Annotated in this window: 23 protein-coding genes; 4 read left to right on the top strand and 19 right to left on the bottom strand. The window is 61.4% G+C overall.

All coding sequences use genetic code 11. The features are described 5' to 3' along the window. Window positions 1–27 precede the first annotated feature (27 nt). From ACYSTU_RS09315 to ubiE, 9 genes are all read right to left on the bottom strand, one after another. Window positions 28–735: a 16S rRNA (uracil(1498)-N(3))-methyltransferase gene (locus ACYSTU_RS09315; protein WP_016772076.1), complete on the bottom strand. Its 708-nt coding sequence runs from the start codon at window positions 733–735 to the stop codon at window positions 28–30. Then, a complete protein-coding gene (gene tatC, locus ACYSTU_RS09310; RefSeq protein WP_016772075.1) occupies window positions 732–1,523 on the bottom strand; it encodes a twin-arginine translocase subunit TatC in 792 nt (263 codons plus the stop codon). Before tatC ends, ACYSTU_RS09315 begins: the two co-directional genes overlap by 4 nt. After that, complete coding sequence (gene tatB / locus ACYSTU_RS09305; RefSeq protein WP_498997629.1) at window positions 1,520–1,972, bottom strand: Sec-independent protein translocase protein TatB; 453 nt, start codon at window positions 1,970–1,972, stop codon at window positions 1,520–1,522. Before tatB ends, tatC begins: the two co-directional genes overlap by 4 nt. A 10-nt stretch (window positions 1,973–1,982) precedes the next feature. After that, complete coding sequence (locus tag ACYSTU_RS09300) at window positions 1,983–2,264, bottom strand: twin-arginine translocase TatA/TatE family subunit (protein ID WP_498997625.1); 282 nt, start codon at window positions 2,262–2,264, stop codon at window positions 1,983–1,985. A 25-nt stretch (window positions 2,265–2,289) separates the two neighbouring features. Next, window positions 2,290–2,622 carry a phosphoribosyl-ATP diphosphatase gene (locus ACYSTU_RS09295; RefSeq protein WP_003220849.1) on the bottom strand — a complete coding sequence of 111 codons (333 nt, stop codon included), beginning with the start codon at window positions 2,620–2,622 and terminating at the stop codon, window positions 2,290–2,292. Then, complete coding sequence (hisI, locus tag ACYSTU_RS09290) at window positions 2,615–3,016, bottom strand: phosphoribosyl-AMP cyclohydrolase (RefSeq protein ID WP_007899278.1); 402 nt, start codon at window positions 3,014–3,016, stop codon at window positions 2,615–2,617. Before hisI ends, ACYSTU_RS09295 begins: the two co-directional genes overlap by 8 nt. A 120-nt stretch (window positions 3,017–3,136) precedes the next feature. Continuing rightward, a complete protein-coding gene (gene ubiB, locus ACYSTU_RS09285) occupies window positions 3,137–4,741 on the bottom strand; it encodes a ubiquinone biosynthesis regulatory protein kinase UbiB (protein ID WP_024011256.1) in 1,605 nt (534 codons plus the stop codon). Next, entirely contained in the window at window positions 4,738–5,361 is a 624-nt protein-coding gene (locus ACYSTU_RS09280; protein ID WP_333715957.1) for a ubiquinone biosynthesis accessory factor UbiJ, read from the bottom strand. Before ACYSTU_RS09280 ends, ubiB begins: the two co-directional genes overlap by 4 nt. Beyond that, window positions 5,361–6,131 (bottom strand): bifunctional demethylmenaquinone methyltransferase/2-methoxy-6-polyprenyl-1,4-benzoquinol methylase UbiE, encoded by a 771-nt coding sequence (ubiE, locus tag ACYSTU_RS09275; protein WP_016772069.1) that lies wholly within the window; start codon window positions 6,129–6,131, stop codon window positions 5,361–5,363. The genes ACYSTU_RS09280 and ubiE overlap by 1 nt, the downstream gene beginning before the upstream one ends. Before the next feature lie 154 nt (window positions 6,132–6,285). On the opposite strand from ubiE, the gene ACYSTU_RS09270 reads away from it, so the two are divergent. The 3 genes from ACYSTU_RS09270 to ACYSTU_RS09260 all read left to right on the top strand — a co-directional run bounded on the left by ACYSTU_RS09270 (window position 6,286) and on the right by ACYSTU_RS09260 (window position 8,154). Further along, a complete protein-coding gene (locus tag ACYSTU_RS09270; RefSeq protein WP_498997619.1) occupies window positions 6,286–6,561 on the top strand; it encodes a polyhydroxyalkanoic acid system family protein in 276 nt (91 codons plus the stop codon). A gap of 230 nt (window positions 6,562–6,791) precedes the next feature. Next, a complete protein-coding gene (locus tag ACYSTU_RS09265; RefSeq protein ID WP_110602576.1) occupies window positions 6,792–7,214 on the top strand; it encodes a phasin family protein in 423 nt (140 codons plus the stop codon). 10 nt (window positions 7,215–7,224) lie between these two features. Then, window positions 7,225–8,154, top strand: a complete 930-nt coding sequence (locus ACYSTU_RS09260; protein ID WP_498997616.1) for a phasin family protein — start codon at window positions 7,225–7,227, stop codon at window positions 8,152–8,154. A 200-nt stretch (window positions 8,155–8,354) separates the two neighbouring features. Here ACYSTU_RS09260 and ACYSTU_RS09255 read toward each other — a convergent pair whose 3' ends face one another. The 9 genes from ACYSTU_RS09255 to argS all read right to left on the bottom strand — a co-directional run bounded on the left by ACYSTU_RS09255 (window position 8,355) and on the right by argS (window position 18,946). Then, a complete protein-coding gene (locus ACYSTU_RS09255) occupies window positions 8,355–8,975 on the bottom strand; it encodes a TetR/AcrR family transcriptional regulator (RefSeq protein ID WP_024011259.1) in 621 nt (206 codons plus the stop codon). Window positions 8,976–9,005: 30 nt separating this feature from the next. Continuing rightward, a complete protein-coding gene (gene phaC, locus ACYSTU_RS09250) occupies window positions 9,006–10,688 on the bottom strand; it encodes a class II poly(R)-hydroxyalkanoic acid synthase (RefSeq protein WP_217879173.1) in 1,683 nt (560 codons plus the stop codon). A gap of 140 nt (window positions 10,689–10,828) precedes the next feature. Next, the gene (gene phaZ / locus ACYSTU_RS09245; RefSeq protein WP_016772063.1) at window positions 10,829–11,683 is read right to left on the bottom strand and encodes a poly(3-hydroxyalkanoate) depolymerase; all 855 of its coding nucleotides are present in this window, start codon (window positions 11,681–11,683) and stop codon (window positions 10,829–10,831) included. A gap of 214 nt (window positions 11,684–11,897) precedes the next feature. Next, the gene (gene phaC / locus ACYSTU_RS09240; protein ID WP_136492398.1) at window positions 11,898–13,577 is read right to left on the bottom strand and encodes a class II poly(R)-hydroxyalkanoic acid synthase; all 1,680 of its coding nucleotides are present in this window, start codon (window positions 13,575–13,577) and stop codon (window positions 11,898–11,900) included. 257 nt (window positions 13,578–13,834) lie between these two features. Next, on the bottom strand, window positions 13,835–14,206 hold the full coding sequence (locus ACYSTU_RS09235) for a gamma-butyrobetaine hydroxylase family protein (protein ID WP_041477560.1): 372 nt from the start codon (window positions 14,204–14,206) through the stop codon (window positions 13,835–13,837). Between the two features lie 77 nt (window positions 14,207–14,283). After that, window positions 14,284–15,621 (bottom strand): ATP-dependent protease ATPase subunit HslU, encoded by a 1,338-nt coding sequence (gene hslU, locus ACYSTU_RS09230; protein ID WP_498997610.1) that lies wholly within the window; start codon window positions 15,619–15,621, stop codon window positions 14,284–14,286. Between the two features lie 55 nt (window positions 15,622–15,676). Then, window positions 15,677–16,207 carry an ATP-dependent protease subunit HslV gene (gene hslV, locus ACYSTU_RS09225; protein WP_007968352.1) on the bottom strand — a complete coding sequence of 177 codons (531 nt, stop codon included), beginning with the start codon at window positions 16,205–16,207 and terminating at the stop codon, window positions 15,677–15,679. 290 nt (window positions 16,208–16,497) lie between these two features. Continuing rightward, window positions 16,498–17,208 (bottom strand): SPOR domain-containing protein, encoded by a 711-nt coding sequence (locus ACYSTU_RS09220; RefSeq protein WP_016772059.1) that lies wholly within the window; start codon window positions 17,206–17,208, stop codon window positions 16,498–16,500. Between the two features lies 1 nt (window position 17,209). Then, a complete protein-coding gene (gene argS / locus ACYSTU_RS09215) occupies window positions 17,210–18,946 on the bottom strand; it encodes an arginine--tRNA ligase (RefSeq protein WP_122699854.1) in 1,737 nt (578 codons plus the stop codon). Here argS and ACYSTU_RS09210 point away from each other — a divergent pair. Continuing rightward, entirely contained in the window at window positions 18,945–19,067 is a 123-nt protein-coding gene (locus tag ACYSTU_RS09210; protein ID WP_256674698.1) for a hypothetical protein, read from the top strand. The genes argS and ACYSTU_RS09210 overlap by 2 nt on opposite strands. A 90-nt stretch (window positions 19,068–19,157) precedes the next feature. Here the strand turns inward: ACYSTU_RS09210 and ACYSTU_RS09205 are convergent, their stop codons facing one another. After that, entirely contained in the window at window positions 19,158–21,377 is a 2,220-nt protein-coding gene (locus ACYSTU_RS09205; protein WP_130902921.1) for a primosomal protein N', read from the bottom strand. Window positions 21,378–21,645 lie beyond the last annotated feature (268 nt).

The raw sequence follows: 21,645 nt of genomic DNA, 5'->3' as shown, positions 1-21,645 counted from the left end.
CAGCTCCTACACAGGATCGGTGTCGCGCTAGAACAGGCGTGCAAGCAGGGCGGTGACGGCGGTTTCGACGCGCAGGATGCGCTCGCCCAGTTGCACCGGTTGCAGGCCGGATTTGGCCAGCAGATCGATTTCGTAGGGAATCCAGCCACCCTCGGGGCCGATGGCCAGGGTCACCGGTTCGCTCAGAGCGCGCGGGCAGGGCGGGAAGTTGCCGGGGTGGCCTACCAGGCCGAGGGTGCCCTCGGCGATCGCCGGCAAGCGATCTTCAACGAAAGGCTTGAAGCGCTTTTCGATGACGATCTCTGGCAGCACCGTATCGCGAGCCTGTTCGAGCCCGAGGATCAACTGCTCACGAATCGCTTCCGGCTCCAGAAACGGCGTCTGCCAGAAGCTTTTTTCGACGCGATAGCTGTTGACCAGAATCACCTTGGCCACGCCCATGGTCGCGACGGTCTGGAACACGCGGCGGAGCATTTTCGGCCGGGGCAGGGCCAGCACCAGGGTCAGCGGCAGTTTGGCCGGCGGTGGCTGATCGAGGTTGACGCGCAGCTCCGCTTCGCCGGCTTCCAGACGCAGCAACTCGGCCGAACCCATCAACCCGTTGATGCGCCCGACGCGCAGGCTGTCGCCGACTTCCGAACGATGCACTTCCTGCATGTGGATCAGGCGGCGATCACGCAGAATCACGCGGTCGGCCGCAATGAAGTCGGCCTCTTCGAGCAGCAGCAGGTTCATGCCTGGGTCGCTGGCGGCTGGTCGTTGTGGTCGTCGGCCGGCGTTTCGTCCGGGCGTTCGCGCTTGCTGACCAGCGCGCCGAAGAGGATGCCGATCTCGAACAGCATCCACATCGGCACAGCCAGCAGTGTCTGCGAGAAGATGTCCGGCGGGGTCAGGATCATGCCGACCACGAAGCAGCCGATGATCACGTACGGGCGGATCTTCTTCAGGTATTTGACGTCGACCACGCCGATCCACACCAGCAGGACCACGGCCACCGGAATCTCGAACGCCACGCCGAAGGCGAAGAACAGCGTCATGACGAAATCGAGGTAGCTGGCGATGTCGGTCATCATCTCCACGCCGGCCGGGGTGGCAGCGGCGAAGAACTTGAAGATCAATGGGAAGACGAAGTAATAGGCGAACGCCATGCCGATGTAGAAGAGCAGGATGCTGGAGATCAGCAGCGGCACCGCGACGCGTTTTTCATGCTTGTACAGGCCCGGTGCGATAAAGCCCCAGATCTGATGCAGGATCACCGGAATCGCGAGGAACAGCGAAACCATCATCGTCAGTTTCAGCGGCGTCAGGAACGGCGACGACACGTCAGTGGCGATCATCGTCGCGCCGACCGGCAGGTACTGGCGCAGCGGCGTCGAGACGAAGGTGTAGATCTGCTGGGTGAACGCGAACAGCCCGGCAAAGATAATGAAGATCGCCGCCACGCAACGCAGCAGGCGGGTGCGCAACTCGGTGAGGTGCGAAACCAGCGGCATGTGCTGGTCGTTTTCCGGAAGATCGCTCATGGGGCTCGCGGCGGCAGTGTAGGGTCTTGAGGCGCTGGTGTAGTCGGCGCGGCGGAGGGCGCTACGTGTTCAACCGATGTATTCGCAGTAACCGGCGCCGGTCCTGGCGGTGTTACAACAGGTGCAGGTGCAGGTGCAGTCGGAGCGGCAGCGCTGTGAATCGTCTGCTCGCCCACAGGCTCGACCGGCGTCGGCTCCTGTTGGCTCGGATTGAAAATCTTCCGCGCCTCTTGCTCCAGCGACAGAATATGTTCGTTGTGCAGTTGCCGACGGATCTCGTCGGCACCGATTTCACGTTCAACTTCCTGTTTGATCGCGTTGAAGCTGCGCTTCAGGCGGCCGACCCACAGACCGGCGGTGCGCGCAGCGCCCGGCAGACGCTCGGGGCCGAGCACCAGCAGGGCGACGAGGCCGACGAGCAGCAGTTCAGAGAAGCTGATACCAAACATTAGTCAGTGCTCACACGTCTTTGCGGATCGGCTCTTCGACTTTTTGCGCCTGCACGTCGATGGTGTGCGGCGGGTTGGCGTGAGCGGTGGTTTGCGGCTGCACCGGTGGCACTGGCTGGGCCGGCGGGGTCACGCTCGGCTCGGCCGGTTTTTCGTCGTCGTTCATGGCTTTGCGAAAGCCCTTGATCGATTCGCCAACGTCGGTGCCGAGGTTTTTCAGTTTCTTGGTACCGAATACCAGCACCACGACAATCAGAATGACGACCCAGTGTTTCCAGTCAAAAATGCCCATGTGGCGATTCCTCTCTAAAAGTTGTTCAGGCGGACGGACGCGAGGCTTTCTCGACGTGTCCGGACAGGCCGAAGCGACGGTCCAGTTCATCCAGCACGGCCTGCGGATGCTGCCCCAGTTGGGCGAGCATGACCATGCTGTGGAACCACAGGTCGGCGGTCTCGTAGATCACATCACTGCAATCGCCGCTGATGGCGGCATCCTTGGCGGCAATAATGGTTTCGACCGACTCTTCGCCGACTTTCTCCAGAATCTTGTTCAGCCCCTTGTGATACAGGCTGGCGACATACGAACTGTCGGCGGCTGCGCCTTTGCGCTCTTCAAGTACCTGAGCGAGGCGGGTCAGGGTGTCACTCATGTGTGTGTCCTGCGGAATAGATAGCGTGCGGGTCTTTCAGAACCGGGTCGACCGTTTTCCAGTCGCCGTTTTCGAAGACCCGGTAAAAGCAGCTTTGACGGCCGGTGTGGCAGGCGATGTCGCCGATCTGTTCAACCATCAGGATGATCACGTCGGCGTCACAGTCCAGGCGCATTTCATGCAGGGTCTGCACATGGCCGGACTCTTCGCCCTTGCGCCACAGCTTGCCACGGGAACGTGACCAGTAGATTGCACGATTCTCCGCAGCGGTCAGTTCGAGCGCTTCGCGGTTCATCCAGGCCATCATCAATACGCGCCCGGTCTTGTGATCCTGGGCAATCGCCGGCACCAGGCCGTCAGCGTCCCACTTGATCTCGTCCAGCCAGTTTTTCATCTTCAATTCCTGAAAAGCAGCTTCGAGTTTCAAGCTTCAAGCTGCAAGTAAAAGCAGGTTGCGGTGTTCCGGTGTCGTCAAGCTTGCAGCTGGCAGCTTATAACTTGCAGCTGATTCGTGCTATCGGCGAACGACCAGATACAAACCGACCGCGATCATGATTCCGGCGGGCCAGTGCGCCCACTCGGTCAGCGGACCACCCGCAGCGAGGATCGCGCCGCCGGCCAGATGCGCGCAGCCGAGCAGGCGCAGGAACCAGTCGTCCTTGCGTTTGCGCCACGGCGGCGGTGGGTCTTTGGCGTGGGGTTGCGACATGCGTTCGAGCAAATCGCGGGCCATGTTCGACAGGTGCGGAATCTGCTCCAGCTGGCTCTGCACGTTGCCCAGCAAGGCTTTCGGGCTGACGCGTTCGCGCATCCAGCGCTCGAGAAACGGCTGCGCGGTGTTCCACAGATCCAGATCCGGGTACAGCTGACGACCGAGGCCTTCGATGTTCAGCAAGGTCTTCTGCAACAGCACCAGTTGCGGCTGCACTTCCATGTTGAAACGGCGAGCGGTCTGGAACAGGCGCATCAGCACCTGGCCAAATGAAATATCTTTTAACGGTTTTTCGAAGATCGGTTCACACACGGTACGGATCGCTGCTTCGAATTCGTTGAGTTTGGTTTCCGCCGGCACCCAGCCCGAATCGATGTGCAACTGCGCCACGCGGCGGTAGTCACGCTTGAAGAACGCGAACAGGTTGCGCGCCAGATAATCCTGGTCTTCCGGGGTCAGGCTGCCGACGATGCCGCAGTCGATCGCGATGTATTGCGGGCTCCACGGATTGACCGTGCTGACGAAGATGTTGCCCGGGTGCATGTCGGCGTGGAAGAAGCTGTCGCGGAACACTTGCGTGAAGAAAATCTCCACGCCGCGCTCGGCGAGCATTTTCATGTCGGTGCGCTGGTCAGCGAGGGTCGCCAGGTCGGTGACCTGAATCCCGTAGATGCGCTCCATCACCAGCACTTTCGGCCGGCACCAGTCCCAATAGACTTGCGGCACGTACAGCAGCTGCGAGCCTTCGAAGTTGCGGCGCAACTGGCTGGCGTTGGCCGCCTCGCGCAACAGATCGAGTTCGTCGTAAATGGTCTTTTCATAATCCTGCACCACATCGACCGGGTGCAGCAGGCGCGCGTCAGCGGAGAACTTCTCGGCGGCGCGGGCAAGGATGAACAGCCATGCCAGATCCTGCGCGATGATCGGTTTCAGGCCCGGGCGAATGACCTTGACCACGACTTCTTCGCCGCTTTTGAGCTGCGCCGCATGCACCTGCGCTACCGAGGCCGAGGCCAGCGGGGCGACGTCGAAACGGCTGAACACTTCGCTGATTTTCTTGCCCAGCTGTTCTTCGATCAGCTTGATCGACACTTGCGAATCGAACGGCGGCACGCGGTCCTGCAGCAGCATCAGCTCATCGGCGATGTCTTCCGGCAACAGGTCGCGGCGGGTCGAAAGAATCTGCCCGAACTTGATGAAGATCGGCCCCAGATCCTGCAACGCCAGACGCAAGCGCGCACCACGATTGAGTTCCAGCGGCTTGCGCGGCAGCCAGCGCCACGGCAGCAAAAAGCGCACGGCCAGAAGGAACCAGGGCAGTGGCAGATCGAACAGCAGGTCATCGAGGCGGTAGCGGATCACGACGCGCTGGATGCGCAACAGACGGCGGACGGCAAGCAGCTTCATGCGTTATCGCTTGGGTCGAGGGATCGGGAAAGGCGCTCGAAACGCGCCTCGAGTCGTTCCAGATCAAGTTTGATCCGGTCCAGTTCGCTGAACCGCGCTTCGGCTTCGCGCTGCCCGACGAGGGTGCGCGATTCTTCGGCGAGGTATTCGGCAAGATTCTGGTTGAGGCTGGCAAATCCTTGTTGATACCAGCGCGCGCGGCTGCGCAGGTGACCACCGAGCAGTTGCGTGGCGACCGGGCCGAGCCAGCGCGAGAGTTCGTACTCCCAGTCCAGCTCAAGATCCTGCAGTACGCCGGCCAGCTCCAGCAGCACGCCGCTGTCGCCATCGAGCTCGACTTCCGGTGCGTGCAGCACGGCGGTCTTGTCTTTGCTCAGGGCCAGTTTCACCAGGATCGAGGCCGGTGCGCGCAACGTGCAATCGACATCCGCTGCCCACTGCGAGGCGAGCATCAAGCCTTCGTCGCTGGGCAGGATGAACAGTTGCAGCGCCGGGCTGCGGCAGTCGACGGCAATCACCTTGCCGGTCAGATGCGCCAGGCGCGGCAGCGCCGTGCTGTCGAGACGCAGCACCCGGTTGAGGCCGAGTTCGACGCTGGCGAGCAGCCCGGTAAGCAACATCAGGGCTTGATGCCGCGGTGCAGGGCGACGATGCCTGCGGTCATGTTGTGATAGGTCACGCGGTCGAAACCGGCCTCGACCATCATCGACTTCAGGGTTTCCTGATTCGGGTGCATGCGGATCGATTCGGCCAGGTAGCGATAGCTTTCCGAATCGTTGGTGATCAGCTTGCCCATCAGCGGCATGAAGGCGAACGAGTAGGCGTCGTAGGCTTTCGACATCAGCGCGTTGGTCGGCTTGGAGAATTCCAGCACCAGCAGGCGTCCGCCGGGCTTGAGCACGCGCAGCATCGAACGCAGCGCGTCCTCTTTGTGCGTCACGTTGCGCAGGCCGAAGGCGATGGTCACGCAGTCGAAATGGTTGTCCGGGAACGGCAGTTTTTCCGCGTCGGCCTGGACGAATTCGACGTTGCCGGCAACGCCCAGATCGAGCAGACGATCACGGCCGACCTTGAGCATCGACTCGTTGATGTCGGCCAGCACGACCTGGCCGGTCGGGCCGACGAGGTTCGAGAACTTGCGGGTCAGGTCGCCGGTGCCACCGGCGATGTCGAGCACGCGGTTGCCGCTGCGCACGCCGGAAAGCTCGATCGCGAAACGCTTCCACAGACGGTGCATGCCGCCCGACAGAAGGTCGTTCATCAGGTCGTATTTAGCGGCTACGGAATGGAAAACCTCAGCGACTTTTTCCGCTTTCTGGCTTTCCGGAACGTTTTTGAAGCCGAAGTGAGTGGTGGGTTCGGCATCGCTGCCTTTGCGCTGATCAGTCATATCGCTGTCACCAAAAGAGAATGCGCGACATTCTAATCCCCAAGCCATGCTTTGTCTTGGAATGGCTAAAGGTAAGATGGGCAACCTTCGGGACGATTTGCCGCAGATGCGGTCAAGATTCAACGTCAGCCATTCAATCATCAGGAGTCATTCCATGGCCAAAATCAGTGTTGAGCGCGCCCACACCCTGGGCAAGCACGCCGCCCGCGAAAAGGCCGACAAACTGGCCAAAAAGCTCAACGAACAATACGGCCTTGAGCCGCAGTGGTCGGGCGACACCCTGAACCTCAAGCGCTCTGGCGTGAAAGGTGAAGTGCATGTGGCGGACGATTCGATCAGGGTCGACGTCGAACTGGGCCTGATGATGTCGGCCATGAGCGGCATGATCAAAGCCGAGATCGAGAAAGCCCTAGACAAAGCCCTCGCCTGATTGCCAGATTGAAATCCAGTCCCCTGTGGGAGCGAGCCTGCTCGCGAAAGCGGTCTTTCAGTCAAATTATCCGTGACTGACAAACCGCTTTCGCGAGCAGGCTCGCTCCCACATTTGTTTAGTGATGCTCCCGCTGGTTAGGGTGCCCTTTCTAATTTTTCTCCCTACTTTGTGCCTGAGCCCGACACTCGTCCGGCAGTTCCTCAAACCTTCTGCGCGTGAGGTGCACCATGGCCAAAGTCATTTTGAAGAAAAAAATCGACGCTTCGACTTCCACTCTGAGCGACGTCAAATCCTATGCCCGCAAGATCTGGCTGGCAGGCCTGGGCGCCTACACCAAGGTCGGCCAGGAGGGCAGCGAGTACTTTCAAGAGCTCGTAGCCGCCGGTCAAACCGTTGAAAAGAAAGGCAAAAAAGCCGTCAGCGAAAAACTCCTCGCGGCCAACGCCGAGATCGACGACGCGGCCACTCAGGTCAGCTCGTTCAAGGGTCGCGTTGAAGTTCAGCTCGACAAGGTCGAGAAGGCCTTCGACAACCGTGTGGCCAGCGCCTTGAATCGGATCGGCATTCCGTCTAAACATGACGTTGAGGCACTCTCTGCTAAGCTCGATGAGCTGACGGCATTGCTCGAACGCGTCGCGCGAAAATCTTAAGGAGAACGGGATGGCTGGCAAAAAGAACACCGATAAAGAAAGCAGCTCGTGGGTCGGGAAGGTCGAGTCCTACTCCCGCAAAATCTGGCTGGCTGGTTTAGGCGTGTACTCGAAGATCGACACTGACGGCAGCAAACTCTTCGATGCATTGGTCAAAGACGGCGAGAAAGCCGAGAAGCTCACCAAGACTGCCGTCGGCAAGAAAGTCGAGGACTCGACCTCTTCGGCCAAGTCGCGCATCAGCGGCGTGAAAGACCGCGCCATGGGCAAGTGGGACGAGCTGGAAGGCGCTTTCGACAAGCGCCTGAACAGCGCGATTTCGCGCCTGGGTGTGCCGAGCCGCAATGAGGTCAAGGCGCTCAACGCCAAGGTCGACACGCTGACCAAACAGATCGAAAAACTCACCGGTCTGAAAGCTCAGCCTGTGGCGGCGAAAACCGCTGCGGCGAAACCTGCCACTAAAACTGCAGCGGCCAAACCTGCGGCGAAAACCGCGGCCAAGCCACTGGCCAAAGCGGCGGCAAAACCTGCAGCAAAGGCTGCGGCCAAAACGGCAGCCGCCAAGCCTGCGGCCAAAGCGGCAGCCAAACCGGTTGCCGCCAAGGCCGCTGCCAAACCGGCAACCAAAGCAGCAGCAAAACCTGCGGCTAAAGCTGCAGCGAAACCTGCGGCTAAAGCTGCAGCGAAACCAGCGGCCAAGCCAGCAGCGAAGACCGCTGCCGCCAAACCCGCTGCGAAGCCTGCGGCCAAACCGGCTGCGGCGAAAAAGCCAGCAGTGAAAAAACCGGCCGCGCCGAAAGCCGCTGCGCCGAAACCGGCCGCCGCGCCGTCGACTGCTCCAACAGCTCCGGCCAACGCGGCAAACTCCGCTGCGGCACCTACGGCAGCCGCTACCCCGACTGCAGCATCGACACCGTCGACGCCATCCAGTCAGTCCTGATTTCAGGGCAAATCAAAAACGCCCGGCCTGTGAAGGCCGGGCGTTTTTGTTTGTGGAGATTATCTTGATCACTGCAAGTCCCTGTGGGAGCGAGCCTGCTCGCGAAAGCGGTGGATCAGTTACACAGGCATCAGGGGAAAGTTTGCATTCGCGAGCAGGCTCGCTCCCACATTGGATTGTAAGTAGGCGCAGCGCTCGGATCAGTCGTGATCCTCAAGGTATTGCAGCGCCATCCGCTCTGTCGCCACCTTCACTGGCGGCAGCAAATGCGGCGCCACCAGCATCATGATCTGATAAACCACCAACCTGACCTCTCCCTCACGATCAAGAATCCGCTGGTAATCCAGCGAGAACAGCAGCGTCATGGTCACCTGCTCCACCAGTTGCCCCAAGGCCTGGGTATCGCTGACCAGTTGCCCCGAAGCCTTCAATCGCGCCAGCAACGACGCCAGCGTCCGCTTCAGCGCATTGAGCAGATTGCGAATCCCCTTGGCCAGTTTCGGCAAGCGCCCGGCGAGGTTCGACAGGTCCTGGAACAGGAACCGGTATTGCGCCAGGCGCTCGACGATCAAATGCAAGAACAACCAGTAATCCTCCGGCGCCAGCTCCACGTCCGGCGGCGGGTCGAGCAGGGGCGCGAGCTCGTGCTGGAAGCGTTCGAACAGACCGAGAATCAGCGGTTCCTTACCGTGGAAGTGGTAGTAGAGATTGCCGGGGCTGATCCCCATTTCGTTGGCCACCTCCATGGTGGAAACGTTCGGCTCACCCTTTTCGTTGAACAGTTGCAGCGCACATTCGAGAATCCGGTCGCGGGTTTTCATCCAGTCTTCTTAGAAAATTTCGGTTGAGCGTCAGCGCACATGCACATAGGTGCCGGGTGCCGCTTCCATCGGTGGATAGTTCGGGTTACCCAGTGTTGTGCGGGTCTCGTTAAGGGCGCCGGAGCGCTGCGCGACCCATTCCAGCCACTGCGGCCACCAGCTGCCGTCGACGTGTCTGGCATCGTAGTACCAAGCGCGCGGGTCACTGCTCAGTTTGGCGTTTTCGACGTAGGCAGCTTTCGGGTTGCTCGGCGGGTTGAGGATGCTCTGCACGTGGCCGCTGTTGGACAGCACGAAACGTCGCTCGCCACCGAGCAGCAGGGTCGAGCGATACACCGCGTCCCACGGCGTGATGTGGTCGTTCATGCCGGCGACGCTGAAGCTGTCGACATTGACCTTCTGCAGATCGATCGGCGTACCGCACACTTCTAGACCGCCCGCGTGGATCAGCGGGTTGTGCTTGAAGAAGTCCAGCAGATCGCCGTGCAGCGCCGCCGGCAGCCGGGTGTTGTCGTTGTTCCAGTAGAGAATGTCGAAGGCTGGCGGCTCCTTGCCCAGCAGGTAGTTGTTGACGAAATAGCTCCAGATCAAATCGTTGGGGCGCATCCAGGCGAAGACTTTGGCCATGTCGCGACCATCGAGCACGCCTTGCTGATACGAGCGACGCTTGGCCGCTTCCAGTGTTTGTTCATCGGCGAACAGCGTGGCCGGGGTTTCGATTTGGCTGTCGAGCAGACTGACCAGATAGGTCGCGCTGGCGACCCGGCGCAGTTGCCGTTTGGCCTGCAAGTGCCCTTGCAGGGCGGCGATGGTCAGGCCGCCGGCGCAGGCGCCCATCAGGTTGACTTCGCGGGCGCCGGTAATCGCCCGGCAGATGTTCATCGCTTCTTCGACCGCTTCGACGTAACTCGACAGGCCCCACTCGCGATGGCGCACATCAGGATTGCGCCAACTGATCATGAAGGTCTGCAGGCTGTTTTTCAGGGCGTACTGGACGAAGCTGTTCTGCGGGCTCAGATCGAAAATGTAGTACTTGTTGATTTGCGGCGGCACCACCAGCAGCGGTTTGGCGTACTGCTTTTCGCTCATCGATTTGTACTGGATCAGCTCGAACATTTCATTGCGAAAGACCACCGATCCGCTGGTGGTCGCCACGGTTTTGCCGACCTCGAACGCCTGCCTGGTCACTTGCCGTGGCAGGCCGTCGTTGTGCAAAAGATCATCGAACAGATGGCTCAGGCCACGCACCAGACTCTGCCCGCCGGAATTGAACAGCTCCTTGACCGCCAGCGGATTGAGCAGGGTGTTGGAGGGCGCCACGGCGTCATTGAGCAGGGTGAAAGCGAAGTGCGCACGGGCACGATCTTCAGGGCTCATGTCGCCTTCATCGATCCAGCTCTTGACCTGTTTCTGCCAGGCCAGATACGCCTGCAGGCTGCGCCGGTAGAACGGGTTGAGGCTCCACGCCGGATCGGCGAAGCGGCTGTCTTGCGGATTGGTCGGGTGCAGGGTTTCGCCGAGCAGCACGCGCCCCAACTGTCCGCCAAGCTTCAGCGCATGCTTTGCGCTGTGCAACGGATTGCGCAAGCCGTGGGCGGCGACGCTGCGCAGTGTCGACAGCAGATCCCTGCCACGCAGACCGGCGATCGCACTTTGGGCGTTGATAAACACGGCGGGGCTGGGCACCACGCCCGTCGCTGGTTTTTCGCGCATGACTCAACACTCCTTCGTCTTCAGGGCAAAAACACACTCACCGAACCAGAACACCATAGACGCTGTTACCGGTTGCTGCCTGCGCGGCGTCCTGCCGCGCGCTTGATTTGAAAAGTGCTGCATAAAGCAGGCCGCCGCGATCAGCCGCCGAGCGGGGTCGGATGCGGGTGCATGACTGCGCGCAGACGCTCCTCTTCGAGAAACTTCATGATGATCGGCGCCACCGCTTCGGCGCGGGTAATCAGGAACAGATGGCCGTCATCGATGATGTGCAACTGCGCGTTGGGAATGCGCCAGGCGAGCATGCGCATGTTGATCAGCGGAATCAGTGGGTCGTCATCGCCGGCCAGCACCAGCGTCGGCTGATGGATCTTGTGCAGCCAGTGGATGCTGGTCCAGCCGAGGCCTGCGAACAGCTGCCAGTAGTAACCGAGCTTGCCCGCCGAGCGCACTTTCGCCGCATGGCTGGCAGCCAGCGTCGGATCGCGGCGGAACGAGCCGCCGTAGATCATCGGCGCGATGCGAATCACATGGGATGGCTGAATGTAGCGGCGCGGGCTGGCCATCATCCACAGCACTTTCGGCTTGCCCGGGACCATCACCGCACCGGCCGCGGTCGCCGCCAGTACCAGTTTCTTGCAGCGCTCGGGGTAGTCGTAGGCAAACTGCTGCGCCAGGGCGCCGCCCCACGACACGCCGATCACATTGACCTGACCGTAGTCGAGATAGTCGAGCATCCGCGCCGTCAGTTTGGCCAGGCCGGGGAAGCGATACGGTCGGTTCGGCGTCGACGACCCGCCGACCCCGGGCACGTCGAAGGCGATCACTTCCAGATCCGGGTCGAGCGCCGCGACAAACGGGAACACCAGCTCCAGGTTGGCGCCGATGCCGTTGAAAATCAGCAGAGGCGTCAAATGAGGCTTGCCGGGACGCACCGCCGTGCGAAGGGTCTGGCCATCCAGATCGACGGTGCGGAATATGAACGGTTGCGGCATGCGTGAGGCCCTGTAGTTTCAAGTCCACCCGTATTCCTGTAGGCGCGGGCCTTGTGGTGAGGGGATTTATCCCCGTTGGGTTACGAAGCGACACCGAATCCTGAAACCACGATTTGTCAGACTGATCGCGGCTAGTCGATTCACGACTGCTTCGCAGCCGAACGGGGATAAATCCCCTCGCCACAAGGCCCTCTCCCACAATGGGTGGTGTCAGTTACCGTTCGTGAACATAAGTGCCCGGCGAAGCCTCGCCTGCCGGGTACGCTTTGTTGCCCAGTTTCGTCGGGGCCTTTTTCAGGTTGCCCGAGCGCTCGGCCAGCCATGACTGCCAGTACAGCCACCAGGAATCGGTGTGCTTGGTCGAATTTTCCTGCCAGTCATCGGCGGTCGGCGCCATCTCTTCGCCGGTCATGTAGCGCGACTTCGGATTGCCCGGCGGGTTGAGGATGCTCTGGATATGGCCGCTGCTCGACAGCACGAATTCGACTTTGCCGCCGAACAGCTGCGCCGACTTGTAGCAGGACTTCCATGGCGTGATGTGATCGTTGGTGCCGGCCAGCGAGAAGATGTCGGCGGTGACCTGCTTGAGGTCGATCGGCGTGCCGCACACTTCCAGTGCATTGGGGCGGATCAGTGGATTGTTTTTGAACATCTCGATCAGGTCGCCGTGGAACGCGGCGGGCAGGCGGGTGGTGTCGTTGTTCCAGAACAGGATGTCGAACACCGGCGGCTCGTTGCCGAGCAGGTAGTTGTTGACCCAGTAGTTCCAGATCAGATCGTTGGGGCGCATCCAGGCGAAGACCTTGGCCATGTCTTTGCCTTCGAGCACGCCGGCCTGGTAGGAGTGGCGCTTGGCGGTCTCCAGGGTCTGCTCATCGACGAACAGGGCGACGTCGCTGTCCAGGGTGGTGTCGAGCACGCTGACCAGCAGGGTGAGGGCGTTGACCTTGTTCTCGCCGAGCGCGGCGTAGTGGCCGAGCAGGGCGGTGCAGGTGATGCCGCCGGAGCAGGCGCCGAGCATGTTGACGTCTTTGCTGCCGGTGATCGCGGTGACCACATCGACGGCTTCTTTCAGCGCTTCGATGTAGGTCGACAGGCCCCACTCGCGCTGGGCCTTGGTCGGGTTGCGCCAGCTGATGATGAAGGTCGGCACGTTGTTGCGCAGGCAGAAGCGCGCCAGGCTCTTGTCCGGGCTCAAGTCGAAAACGTAGAACTTGTTGATCTGCGGCGGCACTACCAGCAGCGGGCGCTCGTGGACCTGCTCGGTGATCGGCCGGTACTGGATCAGCTCCAGCACATCATTGCGGAACACCACCGCGCCTTCGGTGACGCCGAGGCTCTTGCCCACCTCGAACGCGCCCATGTTGACCTGGCTCGGCATGCCGCCGTTGTGCACCAGATCCTTGGCCAGATGCGAGAGGCCATCGAGCAGGCTTTTGCCGCCGGTTTCGAAGAAGCGTTTGACCGCCGCCGGATTGGCCGCCGTATTGGTCGGCGCCATGGCTTCGGTCATCAGGTTGATGACGAAATGCCCGCGAGCGATGTCTTTGGCGGACAGGCTGCTGTCATCAATCCAGGCATGCAGTTCCTTGCGCCAGGCCAGGTAGGTTTGCAGATAACGTTTGTATAGCGGGTTCTGGCTCCACGCCGGGTCGGCGAAACGGCGGTCGTCACCGGCCGGTTGCAGCGCGGATTTGCCCAGCAGCACGTTTTTCAGTTCGAGGCCGAAATGGGTCACGTGCCTGACGCTGTGAATCGGTTGTCTGATGGCCTGTTTCAGCACCATTCGAGCAGAGGCCAGCAGATCCTTTCCGCGCAGCCCGACGACGGGGTTAAGCCCCAGAGTGTTTTCCGAGGCTTGGTACTTCAGGTCATCGTTATTCTTGTCACTCATCTACGACGCTCCATTGTCCTGAGACGAGTACCCGGTTTCACGCTGTCGCTTCCACAGCCAATGCCGGGTACTACTGCTCGGGTGACCGTTGATTCTGCATAGCTGCTTTACAGTCGTAGAGCACTGCAGGGAACTTGCCAGCTCCATTGGTTACCCGAGTTTAATTTTTTTCGCAAGCGGCCGATCCGGGGCCGTATGCGCGGAGCATTCAAACAGATGAAGTTAGAAAATGCCCTCTAAAGAGCAAGAGCCACGGCCTAGAGCATCAGCTTGACGAACGACTCGTTCGGATCGCGGGATTTTCCGGCAGCGCGCAGCTCGGCAAGATAATCGTCCCAGAGTTCGTTCTGGCGCTTGCCGAGTTCGTAGAGGTATTCCCAAGTGAACAGGCCGCTGTCGTGACCGTCGTCGAAGGTCAGTTTCAGTGCATAGTTGCCAGCCGGTTCCAGCTTGCTCAGACCCACGTTGAGCTTGCCGAATTGCAGGATCGGTTTGCCGTGGCCCTGGACCTCGGCGGAGGGAGAGTGCACACGCAGAAACTCGGCGGGCAGGGTGAATTCCTCGCCGGACGCGTAAGTGAGCGTCAGGGTTTTCGAGGCTTTGTGCAGTTTGATGTCGGTGGGAATCATGAAAAACAGCCTTTAGCTGCAAGCTACAAGTTGCAAGCTTAACTCAGCTTGCCGCTTGTAGCTTGTAGCTTGCCGCTCTACAGAATGTAGCGGGACAGATCTTCGTTCTGCGCCAATTCGCCGAGGTGGCTGTTGACGTAGTCGGCGTCGATCAGAATCGCCTTGTCATCATGGGCGCTGGCGAGGTCGCCGGCGCTGAACGACACCTCTTCGAGCAGGCGCTCGAGCAGGGTGTGCAGGCGACGGGCACCGATGTTCTCGGTCTTCTCGTTGACCTGCCAGGCGATCTCCGCCAGACGCTTGATGCCCTCGGGCTGGAACTGGATGTTCAGGCCTTCGGTCTTCAGCAGCGCGCAGTATTGCTCGGTGAGCGAGGCGTGCGGTTCGCTGAGGATGCGTTCGAAGTCTTCCGGGCTCAGCGCCTTGAGCTCGACGCGGATCGGCAGACGGCCTTGCAGCTCCGGCACCAGATCGCTTGGCTTGCTCAGGTGGAACGCGCCGGAGGCGATGAACAGGATGTGGTCGGTCTTGACCATGCCCAGCTTGGTGTTGACGGTGCAGCCTTCGATCAGCGGCAGCAGGTCGCGCTGTACGCCTTCGCGGGAGACATCGGCGCCGCCGACATTGCCGCGCTTGGCGACCTTGTCGATTTCGTCGATGAAGACGATACCGTGCTGCTCGACCGCTTCCAGCGCCTTGGCCTTCAGCTCTTCTTCGTTGACCAGACGCCCGGCTTCTTCATCGCGCACCAGTTTCAGCGCTTCCTTGACCTTGAGCTTGCGCGACTTCTTCTTGCCCTTGCCCATGTTGGCAAACAGCGATTGCAGCTGGTTGGTCATCTCTTCCATGCCTGGCGGCGTGGCGATTTCGATGCCGGAGACTTCGGCGACTTCGATCTCGATTTCCTTGTCGTCCAACTGGCCTTCGCGCAGGCGCTTGCGGAACAGCTGACGCGTGTTGGAGTCGGAGCTCGGCGCTTCATCGTTGCTGAAGCCCATGCGTGCCGGCGGCAGCAACGCGTCGAGGATGCGATCCTCGGCGGCGTCTTCGGCGCGGTGGCGTACGCGGGTCATTTCCTGCTCGCGGAGCATCTTGATCGCGGCATCGGCCAGATCACGGATGATCGACTCGACGTCGCGGCCGACGTAGCCGACCTCGGTGAATTTGGTCGCTTCGACCTTGATGAACGGCGCGTTGGCCAGTTTCGCCAGGCGACGGGCGATCTCGGTTTTACCGACACCGGTCGGGCCGATCATCAGGATGTTCTTCGGGGTCACCTCAACGCGCAGCTCTTCAGGCAGCTGCATGCGGCGCCAGCGGTTGCGCAGGGCAATCGCGACGGCGCGCTTGGCATCGTCCTGGCCGATGATATGGCGGTTGAGTTCGTGGACGATTTCGCGGGGAGTCATGGACATAGTAATTGACGGTCCTCAAGCAGAAACAAGCCGTGGCACATGGGCCGCAACAGGCTTATTCAGCGAGATCCTGCTCCTCAATGGTCTGGGTGTGGTTGGTGAATACGCAGATGTCGCCAGCGATGCCGAGAGCGGTTTCGACGATCTCGCGAGCCGACAGGTCGGTCTTTTTCAGCAGGGCACTGGCGGCGGCTTGCGCGTAGGCGCCGCCGGAACCCATGGCGATCAGGCCATCTTCGGGTTCGACCACGTCACCGTTGCCGGTGATGATCAGCGAGGCATCTTTGTTGGCAACCGCGAGCATCGCTTCGAGGCGGCTCAGGGAGCGGTCGGTGCGCCATTCCTTGGCGAGTTCGACGGCGGCGCGGATCAGGTGACCCTGATGTTTTTCGAGCTGGCCTTCGAAACGTTCGAACAGGGTGAAGGCGTCGGCGGTGGCACCGGCGAAACCGGCGATGACCTGGCCGTGGTACAGGCGACGGACCTTTTTGGCGTTGCCTTTCATCACGGTGTTGCCGAGAGAAACCTGGCCGTCGCCGCCCATGACGACTTTGCCGTGGCGGCGGACTGAAACGATGGTGGTCAAGGGAAGAGTCTCCACGCAGCGGGGCGAAAATGCCTTATGCCCATTCATATGGGGGTGCTGGAGGGGATTTCAACCGGTAGGGGCGATGGGAGACGAATGGTGTGTGTGATGACTGTGGCGAGGGGATTTATCCCCGTTCGGCTGCGAAGCAGTCGCGAAACCATCATTTGCGGTATGCCTGCGGCACTGCAATGGCTGGTTTCAGGGCTGCTCCGCAGCCAAACGGGGATAAATCCCCTCGCCACAAAGTTTGAAGGTCACCTGCAAGTTGCAGCTGACCTCTGGGAGCCTTAGCGGCTCTGGCGTTGTTGTAACAACAGGTTGCTGAAGCCGGCGCCAGCCAGTTGTTTCTGCGCCGTGGTCAGTTGCTCGCGGTTGCTGAACGGGCCGACCAAGACGCGATACCAGGTTTCATCCTTGACCGTGCCGGACTCCACCGCCACGGCTTGGCCGAGCAGAATGATCTGCGCACGCACCTTGTCAGCATCGGTTTCCTTGCGGAACGAACCGGCCTGGAGGAAGAACTTGGTCACTGGCGCGGCCTTGCTCACGGGTGGCGCTGGCGGCGGCGTGATCCCGGCAAGAGCCGCTTGAGCCCGTGCGGTGTCGATCTTCGCCGCTTCGGCCGGGGTTACCGGCGTGGTCGGGATGGCCGGCACTTGCGGCGTCGGCAGGGTCTTCTCCGGTACCGCGTCCGGCGGCACGATCACTTCCGATTCCGGCAGCAGGGTGTAGAAGTCGTATTTCGGCTTCACCGGTTGCGTCGGGCTCGGCGGGGTCTTGTTGGCCTCGGCGATCTTCGACGCTTTCTGCTGCTGTTCGACTTTCTCGCGCTTGACCGTGTCGCTGCCCTTGCCCGGTTCCAGTTTCATCAGAAACACGATGAACGCGCCGACGGTCAGGCCGATGGCCATCCACAGCCAGCCCGGAATCGGTTGTTTCGCCGGGGCCTGATAGCGGCTGGCGCCGCGTTTGGGTGCAGGTTTTTTCTTGGCAGCCAACTTACATACGCTCCAGAGTTTCCAGACCCAACAGCTCCAGGCCTTGCTTGAGGGTGCGACCGGTCAGTGCGGCCAGACGCAGACGACTCTGCATCTGCGCCGGGGTGTCGGCGGCGAGGATCGGGCAGTTCTCGTAGAAGCTGGAGAACAGGCCGGCGACGTCGTACAGGTAGGTGCAGAGAATGTGCGGCGTGCCTTTTTCAGCGACGTTGTTCAGCACTTCGCCGAACTGCGCCAGCTTCGCCGCCAGCTCCTGCTCGTGCGCCGCTTCGAGGACGATCTGGCCGTCGACTTCGCTGAAGTCCTTGCCCAATTTGCGGAACACACCGGCCACGCGGGTGTAGGCGTACAGCAGGTATGGCGCGGTGTTGCCTTCGAAGTTGAGCATCAGGTCGAAGTTGAAGCTGTAGTCGCTGGTGCGATGCTTGGACAGGTCGGCGTATTTCACCGCGCCGATGCCGACGACCTTGGCGATGTTGCGCAACTCGTCTTCGGCCAGGGTCGGGTTCTTCTCTTTCACCAGACTGTAGGCGCGTTCCTGGGCTTCGGTGAGCAGATCGATCAGCTTCACGGTGCCGCCGTCACGGGTCTTGAACGGACGGCCATCGGCGCCGTTCATGGTACCGAAACCCATGTGTTCCATTTCCATCGGATGGGTGACGAAACCGGCCTTGCGCGCAACAGCGAAGACTTGCTGGAAGTGCAGGGCCTGGCGCTGATCGACGAAATACAACGCGCGATCAGCCTTGAGCTTGCCGCTGCGGTAGCGCACGGCGGCGAGGTCAGTGGTGGCGTACAGGTAACCGCCATCGGCCTTGACGATGATCACCGGCAGCGGATCGCCATCGGCGTTCTTGAACTCGTCGAGGAACACGCACTGGGCGCCGTTGCTCTCGACCAGCATGCCGGCAGCCTTGAGGTCGTTGACCACATTGATCAGGTCATCGTTATAGGCACTTTCGCCCATCACGTCGGCCATGGTCAGTTTGACGTTGAGCAGTTCGTAGATCTTCTGGCAGTGCGACAGCGAGATGTCCTTGAACTTGGTCCACAGCGCCAGGCATTCAGCGTCGCCAGCCTGCAACTTGACCACCAGGCCACGGGCGCGGTCGGCGAATTCTTCGGACTCGTCGAAACGCTGCTTGGCCGCACGGTAGAAGTTTTCCAGGTCGGACAGCTCGTCGCTGGTGATCGGGTTTTCCTGCAGATAAGCCATCAGCATGCCGAACTGAGTGCCCCAGTCGCCGACGTGATTCTGGCGGATCACTTCGTCGCCGAGGAACTCAAGCACCCGGGCCACGCCGTCGCCGATGATGGTCGAGCGCAAGTGGCCGACGTGCATCTCTTTGGCCAGGTTCGGCGCCGACAGATCGACCACGGTGCGCTGCGCCGGGCCGGCCTTGCGCACGCCGACACGGGCGTCGGCCAGCGCGGCGTCGAGGCGCGAGGCCAGGGCCTGGGTGTTCTGGAAGAAATTGATGAAGCCCGGGCCGGCGATTTCGGCCTTGGTGACGTTCTCGTCAGCGGGCAGGGCGGCGATGATTTTCTCCGCCAGATCGCGCGGCTTCATGCCGGCAGGCTTGGCCAGCATCATGGCGATGTTGCTGGCGAAGTCGCCGTGGGTCTTGTCGCGGGCGTTCTCCACCTGGATCGCCGGCGTCAGGCCTTCAGGCAACACACCTTCGTTGACGAGTTGGGTGAGGGCTTGCTGGATCAGCTGGCGAATGGTGTCTTTCATGGTCTTCTCTTTCGACCGCAAGCGCGGCGGGCGCATCGATGCGCGGGTGGAAAAACTGGGCATTATCCGTTGCGAAGACGGGCTTGCCAACCTTAGCAGGCAGCTTATGGATTTGTGGTGACAATTCGACCGTTATCGCTGGCAAGCCAGCTCCCACGAGAGCGGCGCAGTTCCTGTGGGAGCTGGCTTGCCAGCGATAGCAATCGATCAATCAGTACAAGTCGACGGGATCAACATCCAGCGACCAGCGCACTGCCCGCCCACTCGGCATCTGCTCCAGCACCAGCATCCAGCTGGCCAGCAAGCGATGCAACGGTGCCCGCGCGGTCGCCTGCAACAACAGTTGCGCGCGATAACGCCCGGCACGGCGCTCCATCGGCGCCGGCACCGGCCCGAGCAGCTCGATGCCGCTCAGATTCAATTCGGCCAGCAGGCGTTCGGCCTCGCTGCACGCTTCGTCGAGAAAACCTTCCGCCTGCCCCGGCTTGTGCGCTTCGGCGCGCAGCAGCGCCAGATGGGCAAACGGCGGCAACCCGGCCGCGCGGCGTTCGCTCAAGGCTTGTTCGGCGAAGGCGAAATAACCCTGCTCGGTCAGTTGCACCAATAAAGGGTGGTCGGCCAAATGCGTCTGGATGATCACCTTGCCCGGCTCCTCAGCCCGGCCGGCGCGCCCGGCGACCTGGACGATCAGTTGCGCCATGCGCTCGCTGGCGCGGAAGTCGCCGGAAAACAGGCCGCCGTCGGCATCCAGAATCGACACCAGCGTCACCCGTGGGAAGTGGTGCCCTTTGGCCAACATCTGCGTGCCGACCAGAATGCACGGCTGGCCTTTCTGGATCGTCGCAAACAACTGATTCATCGCGTCCTTGCGCGAAGTGCTGTCGCGATCGACGCGCAGTACCGGGTAATCCGGGAACAGAATCGCCAGACGCTCTTCGGCGCGTTCGGTGCCGGCACCGACCGGACGCAGATCGACCTTGCTGCACTTCGGGCACTGGCGTGGCGTGCGCTCGACGTTGCCGCAATGATGGCAGCGCAACTCGCCGTAACGTTGATGCACGGTCATGCGCGCATCGCAGCGCGAGCACTCGGACATCCAGCCGCAATCGTGGCAGAGCAGGGTCGGGGCAAAGCCGCGCCGGTTGAGGAACACCAGCACCTGCTGGCCGTTGGCGAGGGTCTGGCCGATGGCTTGCTGCATCGGTCCGGAAATACCGCTGTCGAGCGGACGGCTTTTGACGTCCAGACGCAGGAAGCGCGGTTGCTTGGCGCCGCCAGCGCGTTCGTTCAGGCGTAACAGGCCGTAGCGCCCCGTGTAAGCGTTGTGCAGGCTCTCCAGCGACGGCGTGGCGGAGCCGAGCACGATCGGGATGTTTTCCTGTCGCGCGCGTACCAGCGCCAGATCGCGAGCGTGGTAGCGCAGACCTTCCTGCTGTTTATAGGAGCCGTCGTGTTCTTCATCGATGATGATCAGCCCGGGATTTTTCATCGGCGTGAACAGTGCCGAACGGGTGCCGATAATAATGTCGGCCTCGCCATCACGGGCGGCGAGCCAGGCTTCCAGGCGTTCGCGATCATTTACCGCCGAGTGCAGCAGGGCGATGCGCGCATTGAAGCGCTGTTCGAAACGCGCCAGGGTCTGCGGGCCGAGGTTGATCTCCGGAATCAGTACCAGGGCCTGTTTGCCGGCTTCGAGGGTCTCGCGAATCAGTTGCAGATAGACTTCGGTCTTGCCGCTGCCGGTGACGCCGGCCAGCAGAAAAGCGTGGTAACTGTCGAAGCCGGCGCGAATCGCTTCATACGCCGCGCGCTGTTCGCTGTTGAGCGGCAGCTCCGGTTGCGCCAGCCAATGTTCATGGCGAACGCCGGGGGCGTGGCGGCGGATTTCGACCTGCACCAGCCCCTTGGCCAGCAGCAGATCGAGGCTGTCCTTGCTCAGCATCAGTTTGCTCAACAACTGATGGGCGACGCCGTGGGGGTGCTGGGCCAGCGTGGTCAGCGCCTCGCGCTGGCGTGGCGCGCGGGCCACTCGCGGGTCGTCAACGCTGGCGCCCGGAGCAATCGACCAGAAGCGTTCCTGCCGGGCCTCGGCCAGCTCGCCCTGACGCAGCAGCACCGGCAAGGCCCAGTTCAAGGTGTCGCCGAGGCTGTGCTGGTAATACTGCGCGGTCCACAGGCACAGCTTGAACAGCGCTGGCGGCAGTGGCGAAGTCGTATCGAGGAGGGCCAGCGCCGGCTTGAGTTTTTCTGCCGGCACTTCGCTGGTGTCGGTGACCTCGACCAGAATGCCGATCATCTCGCGCCGACCGAACGGCACCCGCAGGCGCATGCCCGGCTGCAATTGCTCGCGCCGCACCCCGGCCGGCGCCCGGTAATCGAACAGGCGGCGCAAAGGCGAAGGCAGGGCAAGGCGCAGAATGGCGTCGGGCACGCGGGGGGATCTCGATACGCAAAATGATCGGATATGCATGACCTGTGGGAGCGAGCCTGCTCGCGATGGCGGTGGGTCAGGCAACACATGTGTCGACTGACCTGGCGTCTTCGCGAGCAGGCTCGCTCCCACACGGAAGTGCGTTCAAGGTCGGGAGCCTAGCAGACGGTCGGTCTCGGTGACAGCTTGCGCGATTGAAAAGGTCTGGTAGAATCCGCGGCCTAATTACGTGCGGTATTCAACAATAGTGTTGGGTGGCGGCACGCTA

This window comes from Pseudomonas glycinis, from assembly GCF_054871425.1.
The sequence above is the reverse complement of the archived record's forward strand: the minus strand, read 5'-3'. Positions and strand labels throughout refer to the sequence as shown.